The sequence below is a fragment of the Algoriphagus alkaliphilus genome (assembly GCF_900103735.1).
In the GTDB taxonomy this organism is placed as follows: domain Bacteria; phylum Bacteroidota; class Bacteroidia; order Cytophagales; family Cyclobacteriaceae; genus Algoriphagus; species Algoriphagus alkaliphilus.
The window spans coordinates 1-20,236 of record NZ_FMXE01000014.1 but is presented as its reverse complement, the minus strand read 5'-3'; the positions used below and the strand labels follow the sequence as shown (position 1 = coordinate 20,236).

The following is a 20,236-nucleotide window of genomic DNA, read 5'->3' as shown; positions in this document are numbered from 1 at the left end:
TCGCATATTAATTTGGGTCAATTTTGATTTCGTTCAATTAGACCAAATCTTAAAATATTGAAATGAAATCGAAAAGTTTTTGTGTTAGTTCGTACATATGATGTTGAGTAATTCCCTTGTTTTCCTGACGATTTTATTGGTTGGATTAGTCTATTTACGACTGGCAAGAAGATTTAATATTATTGACAAACCTAATGAGAGATCCTCCCATACCATACCCACAGTCCGAGGAGGGGGTATCCTTTTTCCTGTAGCAGTTGTTCTTTGGTGGGTATCTTTTGATTTTTTGAACACCTGGATGGTTTTAGGCTTAGTTTGGATTTCGGTAGTCAGCATGATGGATGACATGTTCACACTCTCCAGAAAACTTCGTTTTGGTGTTCAATTTCTGGCACTTTCTATGGCTTTTTATGATTTGGGAGTCTTTGATCAAAAAGCCTGGTGGGTTTTGCCCATCTTATATTTTGTGTCTTTGGGTATTATTAATGCCATCAATTTTATGGATGGAATTAACGGAATTACCGGACTGTATGGTTTGGTGTTTTTTGGATCCCTTTTGGCCATTCATGAATATATGCCTGTTTTTGATGAAAGTCTGATTCAATATATTGTTTTGGCAATTTTGGTATTTCTTATTTTCAACCTGCGTAAAAAAGCAATTATGTTTGCAGGTGATATAGGAAGTATTTCTTTGGCATATTTGATGATTTATTTTTTAGTGCAGTGGTACTTGGCTTCAAATAACTGGACCATTATCCTCTTCCTTTTGGTATATGGAGCAGATAGCTTCATCACGTTGGGACAGCGTCTAATTCGAGGAGAAAATGTTGCTCAACCCCACAGAACGCATCTCTACCAAATTTTCGCAAATCAATTGAAAAAGGATCATGTCTTGATAGCCTTAGCTTTGGCATTTATTCAAATCTGTGTTAATGTGATTTTTTTCATTTATCCCCAATCTTATCCTACATCATTAGTAGCAGCTGCCATTCTGATAGCAACAGCCCTAATTTACTTGGCGATAAAAGTTCCACTTATTAAAAAATATCAGGTATTTGAAAAATAGGAATTCCTGAGCAATTGGATTGAGCATGAATGGCTCCTGATGGGAAGATTATTAACCTTGTGAGAAGGTTTTTTATGACCTTAAAAAATAATTGAAAAAAAATCTCTCATTGTGTTGATCGCTTGAGTTGATTTTTCACAATCTGTTTTTAGTTTTCGACAGGTAATAAAAAAGGCCTCTGGAATCCAGAGGCCTTTTAGTTTGGCTATTGCCTGATTTAAAACTTAACACGCCCCAAAGGTGGATTAAAAAAATTAGGATGTAAATACCCTATATAGGGTATTTTTTGAATGTTTTAAAAACTTAGGATGCCTTTTTTGAGTGAAATAAACGTATCCCTCCGACCAACCCATATTGTAAGTTAAAAAAAATCATATAGGTCGGTATTTCTTCCAGTTTGAGGGTAACAGTTGGTAGAGGCTTTTGTGGTTGATGCTCTGGATTCTTTCAAAGACATTTTTGAGCCAGTCAAATTCATTGAGGTTATTCTTTTTGCAGCTGGCCATGAAGGAGTACATCGCTGCGGTCATCTCAGTAGCCTCAGCCAATTCGATTCTGGAAAACCCTGCTTGAAAACCAGGTGAGTCGGTTTTGGTTTCAAACTTTTTGCACCAAGAATAAAAACTCACTTTTGAAATCCCCTCTCGATCCGCAAAAGCAGCTTTACTCAATCCTGATCGCTGCCATCTGTAAAACAGCTCATAGTAGGTTTCAATACTTGTCTTTTTCATCCCGCAACTTTAGCTCATAAAGCAAAGCACATCAAGATGTAGTTCCTCGGAGGGATACTTTCAATACTTGTCTTGTTCATCACGCAACTTTAGCTCATAAAGCAAAGCACATCAAGATGTAGTTCCTCGGAGGGATACAATTGCCAGCGAAACGGAGATGGATTTTCAGCAGACCTGTTTATCAGCCCTGTCAAGATTAATCCCCCAAGCTTGGATCCGGGTCACCCCCACAGCGGACAACTGCCTGCTCTTGACCAAATCCCAAGCCCTCAACAAAACCCAGCTAAACCGTCAAAAGCCGACTTTTTGCTTTTTCTCCCATTCCTGCCATCGACAGAGACTCCATCCCATACTGCTCACGCAACTTCTGAAAATGCTGGATCAACTGACCCAATTCCTTCATACTTTGATCAGGGGCATTTCCGAAATTGTGGGGATGCCACCATAAATGATAGACTTCATTATGCTTTGCGGCAAGTTCCATTTCTCTAAAAATCCTTCTTAAGCGAACGGAATTAAAAGGCGGGTTTAGTGGGTTTAAAGGTCTGAGAATCCGCGAAGCAGGAAGGATCAAAGGCTCATTGTCAAATTCCCGGATCTCATCAATTCCAAAAGATGATTTTTCTCCCACCTCGAAAAAACAATCCGCAGACCGAAATAGCTTTTTCTCGAAACTTTCATGTTGGGTCTCCTGCCAAAACCAGTTTTTGGGATTTCCCCGGACATAGTCATAGCCTTCTTCAAGGCAAATCCCCAGGTATAGCTCGTTTATGTGGTTTCGGGGAAATACCAGGGACTTCATCCTGAGTCCAAATTTATCCTCGGCGATTTTTTGAGTGGCCCTGAGGTCTTGCCGAAATTGTTCCGGGCTTTGGCCCCGCATCAGCGTGTAATAATGGGCATAGGTATGCGAACCCAGTTCCTGAAAAGGTGTAGCTAAGATTTGGCCAATCAATTCCGGGGCAAAATGAACCTCCGGACGTATTCCGTTAAGCTTGGCCCATTCGTATGCCGATAGCTTTTTGTCCCGGTAGGAGGGAAGGTAAGCCGGGGAATAGAACTTCCATTCCTCTTCATTTTCGGCAAACAACATGCCTACAGTCGCCCAGGTTACCGAGATTCCATTGCTGCCAAATAGCTCCAACATATTGGGGATGATCTTACGGGTATTCGAAAAATACTCTGGCTTGTACCGCGCACCAACCTTATCAAATATTCCCCAAAGAAGTTCGAAGTCAAGGCTAATGGTAAATATTCCGGATTTCATTTTTGGCGAAAGAATAAAAAAGGGCAGTGGATGAAGAAAGCGTTCGAATATTAGTGATTCATTATTCGAGACGCAAATATTTCCATAATCCGAACTGAATGATTCCCCTGTCCCGATTGGCCCAAGTTTTCAAACTTGTGCCTACGATAATGCAGTCTTCAGATTTATCTACCGTAAGGCAATAGCCGTCAGTTTAGCGAGCTAAAACCTTGTTGGTGAGTTTGATTGTGAACAAAACGTAGATACTCATTGGGGTCTTTCTTCCTTTTGCTCATATTTTTATCTTGTTTTTTAGTTTAAAAAGGCGGTTTATTTTGCGGTTTATTGCCTTTTTTCTTCTCCAAAGACACGGATATTTTGGAGTTAAATAATAGAATATCAATTTTTTATACAGAAAAAAGATAAAATTTTAATCAAAAAATTCTTCTCTGTTTTCAACACGAAATCCGTTGACAATCTCGCCCGAGAAGCTGGTTTTAGTGTCCGGTTGTCCAAACTTGACGGATTCAGTTTTTTTGCTCAGCCTGATGTTTTTCTATCAGAAAGGAAAACACTTTAGCCTTCTGGAAATTACATTATTTCTTTTTCGCAAGTTTGGCATAAGGATTACCAAGCAATCGCTTCACTGAATCTTCTTTTGAATTCTTAAGAAAATGTCTTGATGCAGTCTTATCTCAGAAGATTGGGTTCTCTGGCGATAAGGCTGCCTTTCAACCACGATTCAATCGGATACGGATCAAGGACTCCACTAAATTTGCCCACCCTGATGAATTTTCGGGCATTTATCAGGGATAGGGTGGAGTACTTCATCGTTCCTCTTCCATGATCAGTATCCAGTACGAATATGATTTTTTGAGTGGACAAAGTCTGGATTTAGGATTGACTCCAGGAACTCAGGATGATCAATCAGACTCGGCAGATTTTACAGACGATATCCAGATGAAGGATCTTTTTATCAGGGACCTGGGATACTGTACTGTCAAGTACATGGACAAGGTTCACCGAAACGAGGCTTATTTTGTCAATCGGCTGGGATTCCTGATCAATATTTATCAAACAAAAGATGCTCAAGATCCAATTGACATTGACATCTACCTGAAGGAACCCGGCAAAAACAAACTCGACTATATGTATGAAGAGGTATTCTTAGATTTTTATTCCAGAAGATGAGGATACTGTTTTTAATCCATGCCAGGCAATCCAGAGGTCAGGAGATCTTTGCCTGTCAATTGGCAGGTCACTTGGAAAAGCTTGGTCATACCCTGAAAGTGATTTCACTTTATCCCGGTGAATTTAATCTTCCCTTCCCGGTAGTGCATTTTGGATTGACTTCGACAAAAGAGATTTGGAGTCCCGGATGCTGGAGGAAATTCCAAGCATTTATCACTGATTTCCAGGCTGACATCATCCAAGCTAATGGTGGGGATACCTTGAAATTTGCAGCCTTGGCCCGAATACTATATCCTTATCGGGGAAAATTGATTTTCAACAATGCGGGAGTGCTGGGGTATTATCTTTCCAATTCGGTGCAAAAGGCATTTTACAAATTGCTTCTCAAAAATTTTGGAGGCCATGTGTTTAAAAATACCTGTTATAGCCTATGGAGTAGGAGGAATTCCGGAAGTTTTAAAGAATGGGGAGCCTAGCTGGTGCATACCTCCAAATGATCAAAATGGGTTTGAATCGGCGCTAGAAGAGGTATTGGCACTGGATGCCAAATCAAAAGAAACTATTCTTTCAAATGCTCGTAAATTAGTTCTGTCTGACCATACCCTCCAAAAAGTCACCCTTCAATTTGAGGATTTTTACAAAAGGCTTCTGGATTCCCCGACTGGAGTGTTCTTTAAACTGTCTCAGTTTGGTTAAAACGATCTTCAGAGTAAGCGATCAGATCCTTTCGGATCGAAGGCCAGGCGAAAATAGTACCCTTCCATTTTGTTTGGATATTTATGGTTGCCAGATAAATCTGTTTTAAGATAGCATTTTCTGAACTGAATGAGCCTTTGGTTTTGGTGACTTTTCGAACCATTCTGTGGTAGCTTTCAATGGGATTGGTCGTATAGATCAATTTAAGTAGTCAATACAGATGATAATCCAGTTCACCTTCCAAGGCTGATTCGATGATCATTTTAAGCAATGGGGTTTAAACTCCGTGTTTACCCGCCAGTGGCTTGCCTGCGTGTAGAGCATCTCCCACTTGCTTGGCATTTTTCTCAAAATTCTGATTAAATGTTTAATATTCAAAAATTAAAAGTCCTGAAGTCATTCTAAACTGACAGATTCGGATTAATCAATTATCTTAATTGATATAAAGACCGACCAACCCTTATATGTAGAAACTTATACTTGCAGGAGTTTTCCTGACACTTTCACTTTCTGCTTTTGCACAAAAAACCCTAATCCATTCGGGTCGTCTGATAGACCTTAAAACTAAAAAAATCCTAAGCGAGCAAACCAATCGCACTTTTTGGTTTTACTGCCTATTTCAAAGAAAATCCGGAAAAAAAAAATCGCCTGATCCTTTTGCCTTCAGCAAAGCTTTTCAGTGAAGATTTGAAAAAATTTATTTAATACACTCTAAGAAAATAAATCATGGGACACAGCATCTTTTCTATTACACTGAACAATTTCATCAAGATCCTCATAGGATTCGGTGTGTTCTTTGTGTTCTCCTGTGTTGAGGCTCAAAAGCCCAAACCAGTCCCGGTACCTAATTTGTATTTCCCCCCAAATGAATCCGCCTTATGGGAAAAGATGCCATTGGCAGAACTCGGTTGGGACCAGATGGCTTTGGCTGAATTGCTGGCTTGGCTTCCGACTCAGGATACCAGGGCATTCATCATTTTGAAAGATGGAAAAATCGTCGTGGAGGAGTATTGGGGAAGGAAGCTCACGGGGGCAGGGGAGATGGACCAAAACTCGCTTTGGTATTGGGCCTCGGCTGGAAAAACGCTCACTGCGGCACTAGTAGGTCTGGCCCAACAGGAAAAGCTGCTCAGCACCAACGACCGTACTCAAAAGTTTCTTGGTGAAGGCTGGACTTCCATGTCCCGCAATCAGGAACGGGAAATCAGATTGATTCACCAGCTCACTTTTACCACAGGGATTGATGACAAAGTTGCCAATCTGGATGATACATCACCGGCCGGTCTGAAGTATTTGGCAAAGCCCGGTTCTCGATGGAGTTATCACAATGCCACTTATACCTTATTGGAAAAGGTAATGGAAAAAGCCTCAGGCAAACCCTACCAAACATTTTTCAAAGAGAAACTGGGCGATAAAATTGGGATGAAAGGCTTTTGGCAACAAACTGGAATGAATAATATCTTCTACTCCGATGCGAGGTCTTTTGCCAGATTTGGATTGCTGTTGTTGGCAAAAGGAAACTGGAACGGAACTTCCATTTGGTTGGGTGATTATTTTGAAAAATTATCCCAAGCTTCTCAAAATCTGAATTTGAGTTATGGCTATTTGACTTGGTTGAATGGCAAAGCCTCCTATATGGTTCCCGGGTCACAGGCTGTGCTTCCGGGATCACTAATTCCTCAAGCTCCTGCCGATATGTATCAGGCAATGGGAAAAAACGGCCAATTTTTGATGGTGATTCCTTCTCAGAATCTGGTAATCATCCGGATGGGAAGTTCAGGAGGGGATGCATTAGTGCCTTTTCTACTGATGCGGGATATTTGGCAGAGACTTGATCAAGTGATCAAGTAGATAGCCCCTAAGTATATCTTTCCATTTGCCCGTTGATTTTATCAATAGTCAGGGGCTTTTCCAGAAATCCCGAAACGATCGAATATTCATTTGCCCGCTGTCGGTCTTGGAAGTCAATTGAACTAGAGAGAATCACAATTTTGTCCTCCCGATCAGGAAAAATTTCACAGTATCTGTCTAGAAACTCCCAACCATTTATCACCGGCATATTGATATCCAAAAAAATCAATAAGCTGTCATTGGGATTTAATTCACTGATTTTTTCCAAAGCTTTCTCACCGCTTAAAAATTCGTCTATTTGATCGCCAATCCCCACTTTACCCAAAAGTCTCCTATTGATAAGGTTGTTTATGGGGTCATCATCCACTAAAAAAATGGCATCAAAGTGAATCATTAAAATTTTAAGTATGTGGTCGAGGTCTGTTAGTCATCCAAAATACAATTATTCCTCTACCTTAGAAAAGTATTTCCCTCCTTTTTATTTTTTTCATTGATATGGAGCCTATAAATCAGGCCAATAAAAAAGGAGGCCCAATGGACCTCCTTCGTTTTTTGTGGAATTTGGATTACATCATGCCACCCATTCCGCCACCGCCCATAGGAGGCATAGCAGCAGAATCCTCTTTTACATCCGCTACTACACATTCGGTGGTCAATAGCAACGCTGCAATAGAAGCGGCATTTTCAAGTGCCAAACGAGTCACCTTGGTAGGATCGATAACACCTGCTTTAAACAGATCTTCGTAAACGTCTGTTCTTGCATTATAGCCATAATTTCCTTTGTTATCTCTGATTTTGTTGATCACTACAGAAGGCTCTCCACCTGCGTTGGATACAATTGTTCTCAATGGAGACTCGATTGCCAAACGGATGATGTTGATACCTGTGTCCTGATCTTCATTTTCACCTTTCAGATCGATAAGTGCTTCAGCTGCTCTTACTAGTGCTACACCACCACCTACTACTACACCTTCTTGTACTGCAGCTCTTGTTGCATGCAATGCATCGTCAACTCGATCTTTTTTCTCTTTCATCTCCACTTCAGTGGCAGCACCGATATACAGGATGGCTACACCACCGGAAAGCTTGGCAAGTCTTTCCTGAAGTTTTTCTTTGTCGTAATCAGAAGTAGTCTTCTCAATCTGAGCTTTGATTTCAGCTATTCTGCCTTTAATTGCAGCTGAATCTCCAGCACCGTTTACGATGGTTGTGTTGTCTTTGTCGATGTTGATCTTCTCAGCCCTACCCAACATATCCAGCGTTGCATTCTCCAATTTGAAACCTCTTTCTTCAGAGATTACAGTTCCACCGGTCAGGATAGCGATGTCTTCCAACATAGCTTTTCTTCTGTCACCGAAACCAGGAGCTTTAACTGCAGATACCTTCAAAGCACCTCTGATTTTATTTACTACCAAAGTTGCCAATGCTTCTCCGTCAACATCTTCGGAGATGATCAACAAGGGCTTGCCTGACTGCGCTACCGGCTCAAGAACAGGAAGCAATTCCTTCATGGAAGAAATCTTCTTGTCATAGATCAAAATGAACGGTTGATCCAATTCTGCTTCCATTTTCTCAGTGTTGGTCACAAAGTATGGAGATAGGTATCCTCTGTCAAACTGCATTCCTTCTACAGTTTTCACATCAGTTTCAGTACCTTTTGCTTCTTCTACAGTGATGACACCGTCTTTTCCTACTTTGTCCATTGCGTCAGAAATCATCTTACCGATTTCTTCGTCGTTGTTAGCAGATACAGTGGCTACCTGCGCGATCTCCTTAGAAGTAGAGATTGGCTTGGAGTTTTCTTTGAGTCTAGCAACAACAGCTGCAACAGCCTTATCGATACCTCTTTTAAGGTCCATTGGGTTTGCTCCTGCAGCTACGTTTTTAATACCTACGTTGAAAATAGACTGAGCCAAAACAGTCGCAGTCGTAGTTCCGTCACCTGCATTATCAGCAGTCTTGGATGCTACTTCTTTCACGAGCTGGGCACCCATGTTTTCAATTGGTTCTGACAATTCGATTTCTTTTGCTACTGACACACCATCTTTGGTGATCATCGGAGCTCCGAATTTCTTGTCAATGATTACATTTCGACCTTTTGGGCCTAAAGTTACTTTTACTGCGTCTGCCAATGCATCAACGCCTTTTTTCAGACGATCTCTCGCATCTGTATCGAAAAACAATTGTTTAGCCATAATATTTAATATTTTCTGGTTTTGATTCAGGTTGATTGATTAAAGGATAGCGAAAATGTCAGACTCTCTCATGATGAGGAAATCCTTGCCTTCTACGCTAAGTTCAGTACCGGAATATTTTCCGTACAAAACGGTGTCTCCCACTTTTACAGTCAAGGGCTCATCTTTTTTTCCGTTGCCTACTGCGACTACTGTGCCTTTCTGAGGTTTTTCTTTTGCAGTATCCGGGATATAAAGTCCGGAAGCAGTTTTCTCTTCAGCTGCAGCTGGTTGTACCAAAACTCGGTCTGCAAGAGGTTTGATGTTCACGTTTGACATAGTATTAATTTGTTTAAGGTTAGATTTTGAATTAAATGCTACTGCCCTAATAGCACTTCCTGTGCCAAGGGCTTTTGTGTCAAAAAGGCTGACAAATCGGCTGGGAAAGTCTGAGGTTGACGGGAATTGTTGTTACTTTTTTGTCAATAAAGTCTGTCATTTTTTCCCTCGGCCGTGTAAAAAATGTCAGAAATTACTATTTTGATACAAACCAACATTACCCATTTAAACTTCGCTTCATACCCATGAAAACATTGCCTAAAAACTGGATCACCGAAGGGTTGATCGATTTCGAATACAAAAAGTACCAATTGCTAGCCTACCTGCAGGAAGCAAACCGGGAATTTCAGGCCGTCAAACTCTATCCCGTCCTTTCGGATCTGATTGATCATCACCGGGTCTTGCACGAGTTAAATTCCGGAAAAACTCAGCTGAGTAACCTTTTCCCAAAAGCACTTAATGGCATTGATTTTCAAAGTGTCCAACTTCAGTACCAGCCCAAAGTTGAGGACGGTGAAGTAATGAAAGAAATTTCACAGATTACCGATTTTGCCCTGCCTCGAATCACACGGCAAATCGAAGAAGGAAAATCCATTTATGATTTTGTGGAGGAACAAGTGGAATTTGAACCGGTTGGTATTTTGCCAATCTACAATCGTGAAGGATTTGTGCTGATGACAAGAGAGTCAAGCTCCGACGTGCATGCTTTTCGATATAAATCCAATATGCTGCAGATGGCGGGTGAAAAATTCAGAAGCATTACCTTTTGGTTGCTTGGCATTTTTCAAAAAAACCTTGTCAACACTCTCGAAAAGCTAAAAATGCAACTGATTCGTGAAGTTAAAGAACTCCCGAATCCAGCGACCTGGAGAGTCCACAGCCCTCATGTTTTTCCAATAGAGGAGACCCTGATCCCGCTGAGTAAAAGGCTTTTGCTTAAGTCTGTGTCATAATTTACCTGCCTCAGTGAGTACATGCCTAAAGAAGGTGCCTCAGTGAGTGTCCCCACTCACTGAATTCCTGTTGCGAGTGGAGACACTCACAACGGCGCAAAAAAAGTCTGACCTTTCGACCAGACTATTCAATCGATTATTGTCCCGCCTCAGTGAGTGTCTCCACTCACTGAACTCCTGTTGTGAGTGATGACACTCACAACGGCGCAAAAAAAGTCTGACCTTTCGACCAGACTATTCAATCGATTATTGTCCCGCCTCAGTGAGTGTCTCCACTCACTGAACTCCTGTTGTGAGTGATGACACTCACAACGGCACAAAAAAAGTCTGACCCTACGGCCAGACTTTTTTAGCTATTTCCGGTGTTTGACTTAGTTTCCTGTAGTATCGCCTTCTACCGGAGTCTCTACTGCCGGAAGAGCATTTTGTGGTTCTCCAAATGCAGGTGCTACTACTTGCTGTTTTGCACTTTCAATATTTGGAGAGGAGAATTGGTTTGGCTGACTGGTAGTGTAGAAAGCTGAAGATGCCAAAGACAATACCAAAATAGAGATTGCCAAAACCCAGGTAGCTTTTTCCAAAACATTTCCTGTTCGGGTTACCCCCATGATTTGGGAAGCACTGCCTCCGAAAGCCGCTCCGGCGCCACCTTTTGAATTTTGACCCAGAATTACTAAAATCAGTAATACTGCAAGGATTAAGATGATGGTAATTAATACGGTAAACATATGGTTTATATTATTCTTTCAGTTTTTCAATTAAGTCCGCAAAGTAAGCCCTTTTCTCGGGAAACTTCAAAGCCAGCTTCTCATATATTTCCTTAGCCATCCCTTTTTTGCCTTGCTGGGCCAAAATTTTGGCAAAGGACTCGGAAAGTAGATTTTCGTGAAGTTTGGTGCTGGTCTCCGCCAAGTTTTCGGTATTCTTGTTTGCCTCGATTTCTTTGATTGTTGCCAGCTTGAATTCCTTCTTGCTGAACGCCTTGATCATATCAATCTGCTCTTGCTTCTTGGAGTCAATGATTTCCCGCTTTTCCTTTCGTTTGATGGTTTCGATCAGATCGTCTTGAGGTGGCTTTCGTCTTTTAGGTTTTGGCTTTTCGACTATCGATTCATCCTCTACAGGAACTTGTCCTTTCAGTTGAAGTCCCAGATTTTTCAGGGACGCTGTTCTTTTCGCAGCATCCAGTCCGCTTTCAGATTCTTCAGGAAGAAGGTCGTCATTGACTTGGAAGGATCTGAAATCTTCAGGGACCTGCTTTTCGATGAGTTTTTTAAGCCAAATCCGATCCGGGCTGGTGATAGCTGCCTGAGCTAAATGTTGACTTTTGGCACCCTTACTTTTCAAAAACTCATACCTCGCTGCCAACACATGGGGAATCTGAAAGTAGGGGAAGTTCTCCTGGACTTTTTTCAGTTGAAGATAATCCGCCTTTTCCAGGTGATCTGCTTTTTGGATTAAGTCGAGGAATTGGGTTGCGTTCACTTTCCGGGTTTTGGATTGAAGATAGTAAAATTACCAATTGGCAACTGTCGCAGTGAAGATATCCTGGATAATTACCTCGAAAATTTCTTCCACCAATTGATTTTCAACATCCAATAAGGTCACTGTTCGGGGGTCGTAATCTTTGAAAAAGGAAAAAGTCTGTTTTTTGCTTTCCTCCTCATTGCTGAGATTAATGTAATCTACATCTACTACGATTGTCAATCGCATCTGACCTGCACGGTCAGGTAGATTGGAGTCACCACTGGACACTGCGGCCTGTGGCGTAAGTGAATACCTGCTGATCGCCCCTGAAAACTGCAAATCCCCATTATTCCGAACCAGTTCAAGTTGGGTGTTTCGCTGATAGTATTCTTTGATTGCTTCTGTGAAGCGCTGCTCCATATTGGCAGGTCCTCCACCCGAGTCGTTGAAGAAATTTTCTACTGAAAAGGTCTTCACCAACTCATAGTTTATGTTAGTTCCAGTGAAGCTATATTTGACAGAGCATGACTGGAAAAGGAAAAGACTCAATCCTGCGAAAAGGGCGAAAAACCTATTCAATTTCATATTGTTTGATTTTTCGATAAAGCGTACGTTCTGAAATCCCCAAATCCCCCGCTGCATATTTCCGCTTGTTGTTGTGTTTTCGCAAAGCTCTGAGAATCATTTCTTTTTCTTTTTTCTCCAGAGAAAGCGAATTATCGTCTTCCTCATGAATGATGTCTTCGATAACGTCCTCTTCGTAGTCCTCATTGTTGTGTGATGCGTTTTTCTGAGATTCCAAGACTAATGGAACCTTGTAAGATGAACCGCTGTCTGTCGATTCATTCTGAGAATAACCCGTCTCCAGATCTTCAAAAAGTCCTTGATGCTTCTGCATTATATTGGAGTTGATGCCACCGCTTTGGTAGGATTCCAACACAAGTTTTTTGAGATCGTTCATATCCTTTTTCATATCAAAAAGGACCTTGTACAGAATGTCCCGCTCTGAAAAATCAATATTCTCAGATCCCGAACCATGGTTTAAGGCCATTGGAAGTCGCGAAGAATCCGCCGGAAGGTATTTTGCAAGTGTCTGAGCATTGACTTCCCGGGTTTCTTCCAGCAAAGAAATCTGCTCCGCAATGTTTTTCAACTGGCGGATATTGCCCGGAAATGCATATCTCATTAATAAAACCTGAGCTTCCGAATTGAGAGAAATCGGGCGCACGTGATATTTTTCAGAGAAATCGCCGGTGAATTTCCGGAACAAAAGCACCACATCTTCCCCACGCTCACGAAGTGGCGGAACATAAATAGGTACTGTGTTTAGTCTGTAATAAAGGTCCTCCCGAAATCTCCCTTTTTCCACAGCCTTGAGCAAATTCACATTCGTAGCGGTGATGACTCGGACATTTGTTCGGAGCACTTTGGAGGAACCCACTTTGATGAATTCCCCGTTTTCAAGGACACGAAGTAGGCGGGCTTGAGTTCCAAGTGGTAATTCTCCAATTTCATCCAGGAAAATGGAACCGCCGTCCGTGACTTCAAAATAACCTTTACGGGCTTCGTGCGCTCCGGTAAATGAACCTTTCTCATGTCCGAAAAGCTCCGAGTCGATCGTTCCCTCAGGTATCGCGCCACAGTTGATGGCGATGAATTTGCCATGCTTTCTCAAGGAAAGCGAATGGATGATTTTCGAGAAACTTTCCTTTCCACTACCACTTTCTCCTGTGATCAATACAGTCATGTCGGTTGGAGAGGCCTGCATGGCTACCTGGATGGCGTGATTCAGCAAAGGACTGTTTCCGATAATCCCGAAGCGCTGCTTGACGCTTTGAATTTCTTGAGGTGTGATCATGCAAATCGTGGTTTTACAGGAAAAAGATTGCCTGCCTGTCCGGAAGTCAGGCTTCGCTTCGCTCGCAATGAAGTCAGGATGATCATATCAAGACAGGATTTACTTCCAACACCTCACCGAATAAAGTTGCCTGAGAAACTTCAGAGATTCTTACCCGCACATAGTCGCCTTTTTTGGCTTGGTCAGCAGGAATGATCACCACTTTATTCGCAGTGTTTCTGCCCTTTAGTTGTTGATTGGATTTCTTGGCAAATCCCTCAACCAGTATCAATTGCTCCTGATGGAGATCCAGCCTATTTCGCCCGAAGGAAAGTTCTGCTTGCTTAGAGATGATTTCAGCAAGCCTTCTTTTTTTGATTTCCAAAGGGATATCATCTTCGTATTTCTTCGCTGCCAAAGTTCCCGGACGTTCTGAATAATAGAACATGTAGGAGAAATCATACTTCACAATGTCCATCAAAGACAGGGTGTCCTGATGCTCTTCTTCTGTTTCAGTACAGAAACCGGTGATCATATCGGATGAAATTCCGCATTCCTCACCGAGAATTTCACGAATTGCCCGAACTCTGTTGAGATACCATTCCCGATCGTAAGTTCGGTTCATCAAGTCCAGGACACGGCTGTTTCCACTTTGCACTGGCAGGTGTATGTAATTGCAGATGTTGTCGTACTTTTTAATGGTATGCAAGACTTCATCAGTAATGTCTTTGGGGTGTGAAGTGGAAAAACGTACCCTGAGGTAAGGGCTGATCTGTGCAACCATCTCCAACAGATTGGCAAAGTTGACGACCTGAGTCACTTCGTCTTCCTTTTTGTTTAGCCTTGCCTTATTGTTTTCTTCAGGAGACCATTTGTAGCTGTCCACGTTTTGACCGAGAAGGGTTACTTCTTTGTAGCCTTTTTCAAAAAGGTCTTTCGCTTCAGCGAGGATGGAATAGGGATCACGGCTTCGCTCTCTGCCTCGGGTAAATGGTACCACGCAAAACGAGCACATATTGTCACAGCCGCGCATGATGGAAATGAATGCGGTGACACCGTTGGAATTCAGTCTAACCGGCGCGATGTCCGCGTAGGTTTCCTCTCTGGAGAGGAAAGTGTTTACTCCTTTTTCCCCGTCTTCTGCTGCCGAAACTAGGTTGGGTAGGTCACGATACGCATCCGGACCGACGACTATGTCCACGATTTTCTCTTCCGTCAGCAGGTTTTCTTTCAATCGCTCTGCCATACAACCCAAAACGCCAATTGTTAGCTCTGGCTTATTCTTTTTGGCCTTTTGAAATTGGCTGAGTCGCTTTCGGACTGTCAATTCGGCTTTTTCGCGGATCGAGCAAGTGTTTAAAAAAATCACATCAGCTTGCTCAAAATCCGAAGTGGTGTCAAAACCATTCTCCTTCATGATTGAAGCGACGATCTCGGAATCAGAGAAATTCATCTGACAGCCGTAACTTTCGATGTAGAGTTTTTTTGTTTTGCCGGTGTTTTCGTCTGCTGTGGTCTTGAAGTCGCAGGCTTGTGCCTCCTCAGCAGAGATAATGTCAATATCTTTAATCAGATCCATGAACTGGAATTTTCTTGTCTGTTGGAATAATTTTCAAGTTTGGTGATTTTCAAACTTGAAAGTGCTTAATGAAGTTGCGAAATTACGAAAATGCGGACAAAATGGCAGGGTTGACTGGTAATTTTCTTAAAATCAAAAAAGAAGAGACATAAGCTTTCTAAATCGAAATAACTAAAAGAAGGAATTCAAAAACTTAGCATACAAAATCTAATATCTTGGACTAAACTAAATTGAAGATGGAAACTGCCGAATTGAGAGAAGAACTTCATTCCTTGATCGATCGTGGGGATGCAGATTTCCTAAGAATACTTTTGGACTTTGCAAAAGAACTTTCTGCGGAAGATTTTTCAACTTATGGATTTCGTATTTCTAAAAATGAATTGATAGAAAGAGTTCGATTAGCAAAGGCTAGAATCAATGCTGGAAATTTCCTGTCTAAGGAGGATATGGAGGAAGAAATTAAAAAATGGTAGCCCATTCCAGAAAAATACTTTGGGATCAAAAAGCAGTTGATTCAAAAGGTATCCTCAACTGTTCCCCAAAATGAATTTGTTCTTCGGTGACATTCAAGTTGGATAGCCCGAGTCCCAAAAGCCGGACGGACTGCAAAATCTCTTCTTGATGAAGTAATTCCAGCGCAATTTTCCAAAAGGTTTTTTCATCCGGATATTGTTCCAATGTTCTACTGCGAGTCTGTAAAGTAAAATCGGAATGCTTGATTTTCAAGGTGACTGTGCGTCCTTTGATTCCATTCCGCTCGATACGTTTGATGACTTCCTCAAAAACAGGCCGGAGATTTTCTTCCAACTCTTGAAGCGTGATCAGGTCTTTTTCAAAGGTGTTTTCAGCACTCAATGATTTTCTGACCCGGTGTGGCTGGACTTCTGACAGGTGGATCCCCCGTACAATATTGAAATAGTGGAGGCCCGATTTGCCAAACTTTTTGATGAGAAATTGAAGTGAATATTCTTTGAGATCCTTACCTGTGTGGATGCCCAGATTTTGCATCTTTTCGGCAGTTACTTTGCCGATACCGAAGAATTTCCCGATGGGCAATTTTTCCAAAAATGCGGCTGCTTCTTCAGGAAGAATTACAGCCTGTCCGTTGGGTTTGTTGAGATCTGAGGCGGTTTTTGCCAGGAACTTATTGTAGCTGACACCCGCTGAGGCATTGAGCCCTGTTTTTTCCTTGATTTTGGCCCTGATTTGCCTAGCGATCAGAATTGCAGATTTCAATCCCATTTTATTTTCGGTGACATCCAGAAAAGCTTCATCCAAAGATAATGGCTCGACTAAGTCCGTGTATTCGTAGAATATCTCCCGGATCTGATTTGAAATCTCCTTGTAGCGATCAAACCGTGGCCTTGCAAAGATTAGATTTGGACATTTCTTTACCGCCAATGCAGAGGACATAGCAGAATAGACACCGAACTTCCGTGCTTCGTAGCTTGCCGCAGCTACTACACCCCGTACTTCATTTCCTCCCACTGCAAGCGGTTTTCCTCTCCATTCCGGATGATCCAACTGCTCCACGGAGGCATAGAATGCATCCATATCCACATGGATAATTTTGCGAATAGAGGGGAGGTTTTCTTGATTAGTTTCCACGAAGCAGTTCCAAAATGGCTTGGGCTTTCAGCTCGCATTCTTCATATTCCTGCGCTGCTGACGCATCAATGGTGATCGCGCTTCCCACTCCAAAATAGAGCTTTTTTGCTTCCGAATCAGCAATGATAGAACGGATGATCACTGAAAAATCAAAGTCTCCAGATTCATCAATCCAGCCAAATGCTCCCGAAAACCAGCCCCGCTTGAAGCTTTCCTCCCGTTCAATGATTTTCATCGTGCTGATCTTCGGTGCTCCGGTCATACTTCCCATCGGAAACGTTGCCCGGATGATTTCTTTGAGCGAAGTATCGGGATTCAGTTCTGAGCACACCGTACTGATCATCTGCAAAACTCTCGGAAAGGGATAAATCCCAAAAAGCTCCTCTACTCGGACTGTGCCTGTTTTGGAAACGCGTGCAAGATCATTTCGCATCAGGTCAGTGATCATCAGGTTTTCGGCTCGCTCTTTTTCACTTGCCAACAATTTTTTACGATTTTCCGAGTCTTGAGACGCTGTTTCACCTCTTCGTATTGTCCCTTTGATGGGTTGTGCGATCAGCGATGACCCGGATTTTTTTAAAAAACGCTCAGGTGATGCTGACACCAGCCAGTTGTTTTTGGCCTTAAAAAGTGCTGCAAAGGGCATTCTTGAAAGTTGATTCAATCTCAAAAATGCAGCAATCGGACTCCATGTTTCAAATTCCCCGGAGTAGGCCTGACAGAAATTGGCTTCGTAGGTATTACCTTCCGAGATTTCATTTTGGATGTTTTGGACACTTTTGAGGTAACTTTCTCTGGTAATCTGCGGAGAAATTTTGCAGGTGACGGATCCCGTTTCCGGAATGACTTGAGTCTCGATTTCGCTCAAAAATTCCGCGGAAAGCCTGCTTGAGGCATAAATTCCTTCTGAATCAATTTTGAAAATCAACTCAGGCACAAAAAAACATAGATCAGGCAAACTGAAAAATTCAGGATTGTTGCTTTCCAATTTTTCAATTTGATTTTTGAAATCATAGCCAAGGACTCCAACTTTAAAAGCTCTTTTCTGCCATAAATCATTTTCCGACAGCTCTTTATTGCCCGCAAAGAAACAGGAGTCAAAAGGATTCTGAGGATAACTGTGCTCATTCCCTTGTGTAAGTGCGAAATAGGAAAACCTGCTATCAGCCCAGTAGAGTAATTTTTCCTTCCATTGCGGAAAGGCCATCGGATAGAAAAAGGGATATGCGCTCATTTTGATACAAAAAAAGGAGGAATCCCGTAGAATCCCTCCTATTAACATTGGGTTTTGGTATTTATTGAGCAGTTACATCCAATACCAGGGATACGGTATTGTAGATAAACTGGTCTTTCGCTTTGTCAGCAGCAGTAGCTTCGTCACCGTAAGCAAGACCCCAAGCCGTTCTGTCTATGTTGAAACCTGCCTTTGCTTTTACAGTTCCGTCAGCAATAGTAACTGCAGCAGGAAACTTAATGTTTTTGGTAGTACCTCTCATGGTCAGGTTTCCGCTGATCCAATGTGTAGGTGCCTGAGGAGACAAAGAACTTGCGGAGCTAGGTGTGTTCGCAGAAGTGAACTCTTCTTTGCTTTCAACCACATCAGTGGCAGTAAATGGCTCAGCACCTGTAATTTCGAAAGTAGCTGTTGGATGATTTCCTGCATCAAAGAAATCCGCAGACTGAAGGTGTCCATACAATTTGCCGTGATTTTCTGAACCTGCTTCCAAGTCTTCAATAGTCAGACCTGTAATATCAAAGGTTACAGTGCCTCCTTTGATTGTTCCGTCGGCTACTACAAGAGAACCTGTAGTGGCTGGGATTTGACCAAAGTGTTGGCCTGTTGGCTTATAGCCTCTCCAGGCGATAGTTGATGCATCTGTTTTTAGTGCCAATACTTGACCTGTGGATTCTGATACTTCTTGAGCATCGCCAGTTTTTACAGTGTCACTTGGAGCGCCACAGGCAAATGCCATCATTGACGCGGCTACGAATAGTCCGATTTGTTTGGTTAATTTCATTGTGTTTTTTTTGGATTGATTTCTCAATTTTATATGTATATACACGTAAAACCCGGTAGGAAAAAAAAAGTTCATTCAGAAGGAAAATAATAATTCAGATTTGCATTAAGGTTTTGTTAATAAGAAGATAAAAAAATTGAATCAATGGCATTAATCATGAAAGTAAAGGGCAAAATGCCTGAATTTGGAGAAGACTGTTGGTTGGCTCCTAACGCAACTGTAGTCGGAGATGTGGTGATGGGAAAAAACTGTACTGTTTGGTTTAATGCGGTGGTACGGGGAGACGTACATGAAATCCGTATCGGCGATGATACCAATATTCAGGACGGGGCCATCATTCATTGTACTTATCAAAAAGCGCCAACCCATATTGGAAGTCAAGTTTCAATAGCGCATAATGCTTGCGTCCACGGCTGTACGATCCATGATCGAGTGCTGATAGGAATGGGTGCCATCGTAATGGATGGGGCCGTGGTTCATTCAGGGGCAGTGATAGCTGCCGGTGCGGTGGTACTCGCAAATACTGTGGTGGAAGCTAACTCGATCTATGCAGGGATGCCTGCAAAAAAAGTGAAAGACACGGGTACTGAGATGGAAGCGGTCATACTCCGGACGGCCAAGAATTACCCGATGTATGCAGCTTGGTTTAAGGATGATGAAAAAATATTTAAACTGTAATTCTTAGCCGGTTTTTCTGGAACGTAAGGTTTGACTATTTTTTTTGTGAGATCGATAAAAAAACAAAAAAATAGTTTGAAAATAACTTGTTTTTTTTGACCTTATCCATCGAACCCAACGTTACATCACCCATGAATTCTGTTTATGTATTCCTCAGCAAGTGGAAGAATCTTCTGTTGCTGTTTTGTCTTTTTGTTCTTGCCAACGTCCTTCTTGGTCAGTTTATGCCAAAAGACCACGCCTTGGATTTGATGTTTGCCTATTCTGCCGATGATGCTTATGCTTCATTGGGCCAATTGGATGCAGAACAGCGGAAGCTGTACAGTTTTGGACTATGGGCATTGGATATGCCGTACCTGTTTGTCTATGGCCTATTCTTTTCCGGAGTTTTGATAAAGCTTTGGGGTAGGAGGGGATTTGTCTGGATTCCGATTTCCATTATGATTATGGATTTTTTTGAGAATATTTTAGCCTTGAATATCCTTTATTATTTGCCTGAAAGACACGATAGTCTCGCCTTTTTAGCATCCATTTTTACTACTTCCAAATGGATTCTTGTTGGAGTTTTGGCCATTGCAGTCATTTTGGGACTGTTTTGCCTGAAGATTCCCAGGTTATTTTCAAAAGAACCTTCAGTGAAGGCAGGTAATTGACGATTCCTTCACAAAGCCTTTTCGTTCATTCTTTTCTTTTTAATGAATTTTGACTAGTATTTGGAACAAGTATCAACATCAGGGTTTTTAGTCAAAATTAAACAGATGAAATGCCCATGATCCCGTAGGTACGGGATCACACAGGGGAA

21 protein-coding genes and 2 pseudogenes are annotated in these 20,236 nt (G+C 41.9%); 9 read left to right on the top strand and 14 right to left on the bottom strand.

Features of this window, described 5'->3' with window-relative positions; all coding sequences use genetic code 11:
- Positions 1-97: 97 nt before the first annotated feature.
- Positions 98-1,066 carry an MraY family glycosyltransferase gene (locus BLQ81_RS11125; RefSeq protein WP_092730032.1) on the top strand — a complete coding sequence of 323 codons (969 nt, stop codon included), beginning with the start codon at positions 98-100 and terminating at the stop codon, positions 1,064-1,066.
- A gap of 371 nt (positions 1,067-1,437) precedes the next feature.
- Here the strand turns inward: BLQ81_RS11125 and tnpA are convergent, their stop codons facing one another.
- Together tnpA and BLQ81_RS11115 are read right to left on the bottom strand one after the other, a co-directional pair.
- Positions 1,438-1,797, bottom strand: a complete 360-nt coding sequence (gene tnpA, locus BLQ81_RS22735) for an IS66 family insertion sequence element accessory protein TnpA (RefSeq protein WP_245693242.1) — start codon at positions 1,795-1,797, stop codon at positions 1,438-1,440.
- Between the two features lie 283 nt (positions 1,798-2,080).
- The gene (locus BLQ81_RS11115; RefSeq protein ID WP_092730031.1) at positions 2,081-3,064 is read right to left on the bottom strand and encodes a polysaccharide deacetylase family protein; all 984 of its coding nucleotides are present in this window, start codon (positions 3,062-3,064) and stop codon (positions 2,081-2,083) included.
- 822 nt (positions 3,065-3,886) lie between these two features.
- Here BLQ81_RS11115 and BLQ81_RS11110 point away from each other — a divergent pair.
- The 3 genes and pseudogenes from BLQ81_RS11110 (at position 3,887) to BLQ81_RS23110 (ending at position 4,930) form a co-directional block, all read left to right on the top strand.
- Positions 3,887-4,234, top strand: a complete 348-nt coding sequence (locus tag BLQ81_RS11110; RefSeq protein ID WP_092730030.1) for a transposase — start codon at positions 3,887-3,889, stop codon at positions 4,232-4,234.
- Positions 4,231-4,650: pseudogene (locus BLQ81_RS22730) on the top strand (glycosyltransferase family 4 protein); the annotation flags it as partial. The gene BLQ81_RS11110 and the pseudogene BLQ81_RS22730, both read left to right, overlap by 4 nt.
- Entirely contained in the window at positions 4,556-4,930 is a 375-nt protein-coding gene (locus BLQ81_RS23110; RefSeq protein WP_092730029.1) for a glycosyltransferase, read from the top strand. The pseudogene BLQ81_RS22730 and the gene BLQ81_RS23110, both read left to right, overlap by 95 nt.
- Here BLQ81_RS23110 and BLQ81_RS22945 read toward each other — a convergent pair.
- A pseudogene (locus BLQ81_RS22945) lies at positions 4,908-5,141 on the bottom strand (transposase); the annotation flags it as partial. The gene BLQ81_RS23110 and the pseudogene BLQ81_RS22945 overlap by 23 nt on opposite strands.
- A 515-nt stretch (positions 5,142-5,656) precedes the next feature.
- Between BLQ81_RS22945 and BLQ81_RS11095 the strand changes: the two are divergent.
- On the top strand, positions 5,657-6,781 hold the full coding sequence (locus tag BLQ81_RS11095; RefSeq protein WP_092730027.1) for a serine hydrolase domain-containing protein: 1,125 nt from the start codon (positions 5,657-5,659) through the stop codon (positions 6,779-6,781).
- A gap of 7 nt (positions 6,782-6,788) precedes the next feature.
- On the opposite strand, the gene BLQ81_RS11090 is transcribed toward BLQ81_RS11095, so the two are convergent.
- From BLQ81_RS11090 to BLQ81_RS11080, 3 genes are all read right to left on the bottom strand, one after another.
- On the bottom strand, positions 6,789-7,175 hold the full coding sequence (locus BLQ81_RS11090; RefSeq protein WP_092730026.1) for a response regulator: 387 nt from the start codon (positions 7,173-7,175) through the stop codon (positions 6,789-6,791).
- A 172-nt stretch (positions 7,176-7,347) separates the two neighbouring features.
- Positions 7,348-8,976: a chaperonin GroEL gene (groL, locus tag BLQ81_RS11085; protein ID WP_092730025.1), complete on the bottom strand. Its 1,629-nt coding sequence runs from the start codon at positions 8,974-8,976 to the stop codon at positions 7,348-7,350.
- Between the two features lie 39 nt (positions 8,977-9,015).
- Positions 9,016-9,294 (bottom strand): co-chaperone GroES, encoded by a 279-nt coding sequence (locus tag BLQ81_RS11080; protein WP_026970168.1) that lies wholly within the window; start codon positions 9,292-9,294, stop codon positions 9,016-9,018.
- 245 nt (positions 9,295-9,539) lie between these two features.
- On the opposite strand from BLQ81_RS11080, the gene BLQ81_RS11075 reads away from it, so the two are divergent.
- On the top strand, positions 9,540-10,247 hold the full coding sequence (locus BLQ81_RS11075; RefSeq protein ID WP_092730024.1) for a hypothetical protein: 708 nt from the start codon (positions 9,540-9,542) through the stop codon (positions 10,245-10,247).
- A gap of 371 nt (positions 10,248-10,618) precedes the next feature.
- On the opposite strand, the gene secG is transcribed toward BLQ81_RS11075, so the two are convergent.
- From secG to miaB, 5 genes are all read right to left on the bottom strand, one after another.
- Complete coding sequence (gene secG, locus BLQ81_RS11070) at positions 10,619-10,975, bottom strand: preprotein translocase subunit SecG (RefSeq protein ID WP_092730023.1); 357 nt, start codon at positions 10,973-10,975, stop codon at positions 10,619-10,621.
- Positions 10,976-10,985: 10 nt separating this feature from the next.
- Entirely contained in the window at positions 10,986-11,732 is a 747-nt protein-coding gene (locus BLQ81_RS11065) for a hypothetical protein (protein ID WP_092730022.1), read from the bottom strand.
- Positions 11,733-11,762: 30 nt separating this feature from the next.
- The gene (gene lptE / locus BLQ81_RS11060) at positions 11,763-12,299 is read right to left on the bottom strand and encodes an LPS assembly lipoprotein LptE (protein ID WP_092730021.1); all 537 of its coding nucleotides are present in this window, start codon (positions 12,297-12,299) and stop codon (positions 11,763-11,765) included.
- Positions 12,286-13,572: a sigma-54-dependent transcriptional regulator gene (locus tag BLQ81_RS11055; RefSeq protein WP_092730020.1), complete on the bottom strand. Its 1,287-nt coding sequence runs from the start codon at positions 13,570-13,572 to the stop codon at positions 12,286-12,288. Before BLQ81_RS11055 ends, lptE begins: the two co-directional genes overlap by 14 nt.
- A gap of 82 nt (positions 13,573-13,654) precedes the next feature.
- Positions 13,655-15,130: a tRNA (N6-isopentenyl adenosine(37)-C2)-methylthiotransferase MiaB gene (miaB, locus tag BLQ81_RS11050; protein WP_092730019.1), complete on the bottom strand. Its 1,476-nt coding sequence runs from the start codon at positions 15,128-15,130 to the stop codon at positions 13,655-13,657.
- Positions 15,131-15,366: 236 nt separating this feature from the next.
- Here miaB and BLQ81_RS11045 point away from each other — a divergent pair, with 236 nt between their 5' ends.
- The gene (locus BLQ81_RS11045; RefSeq protein WP_092730018.1) at positions 15,367-15,603 is read left to right on the top strand and encodes a hypothetical protein; all 237 of its coding nucleotides are present in this window, start codon (positions 15,367-15,369) and stop codon (positions 15,601-15,603) included.
- A 25-nt stretch (positions 15,604-15,628) separates the two neighbouring features.
- On the opposite strand, the gene dinB is transcribed toward BLQ81_RS11045, so the two are convergent.
- From dinB to BLQ81_RS11030, 3 genes are all read right to left on the bottom strand, one after another.
- On the bottom strand, positions 15,629-16,738 hold the full coding sequence (gene dinB / locus BLQ81_RS11040; protein WP_262481054.1) for a DNA polymerase IV: 1,110 nt from the start codon (positions 16,736-16,738) through the stop codon (positions 15,629-15,631).
- The gene (locus tag BLQ81_RS11035; RefSeq protein ID WP_092730106.1) at positions 16,728-17,972 is read right to left on the bottom strand and encodes an anthranilate synthase component I family protein; all 1,245 of its coding nucleotides are present in this window, start codon (positions 17,970-17,972) and stop codon (positions 16,728-16,730) included. Before BLQ81_RS11035 ends, dinB begins: the two co-directional genes overlap by 11 nt.
- Before the next feature lie 61 nt (positions 17,973-18,033).
- Complete coding sequence (locus BLQ81_RS11030) at positions 18,034-18,756, bottom strand: YceI family protein (protein ID WP_092730105.1); 723 nt, start codon at positions 18,754-18,756, stop codon at positions 18,034-18,036.
- 144 nt (positions 18,757-18,900) lie between these two features.
- On the opposite strand from BLQ81_RS11030, the gene BLQ81_RS11025 reads away from it, so the two are divergent.
- Positions 18,901-19,434 carry a gamma carbonic anhydrase family protein gene (locus tag BLQ81_RS11025; RefSeq protein ID WP_092730017.1) on the top strand — a complete coding sequence of 178 codons (534 nt, stop codon included), beginning with the start codon at positions 18,901-18,903 and terminating at the stop codon, positions 19,432-19,434.
- Between the two features lie 131 nt (positions 19,435-19,565).
- Positions 19,566-20,087 (top strand): hypothetical protein, encoded by a 522-nt coding sequence (locus tag BLQ81_RS11020; protein WP_092730016.1) that lies wholly within the window; start codon positions 19,566-19,568, stop codon positions 20,085-20,087.
- Positions 20,088-20,236 lie beyond the last annotated feature (149 nt).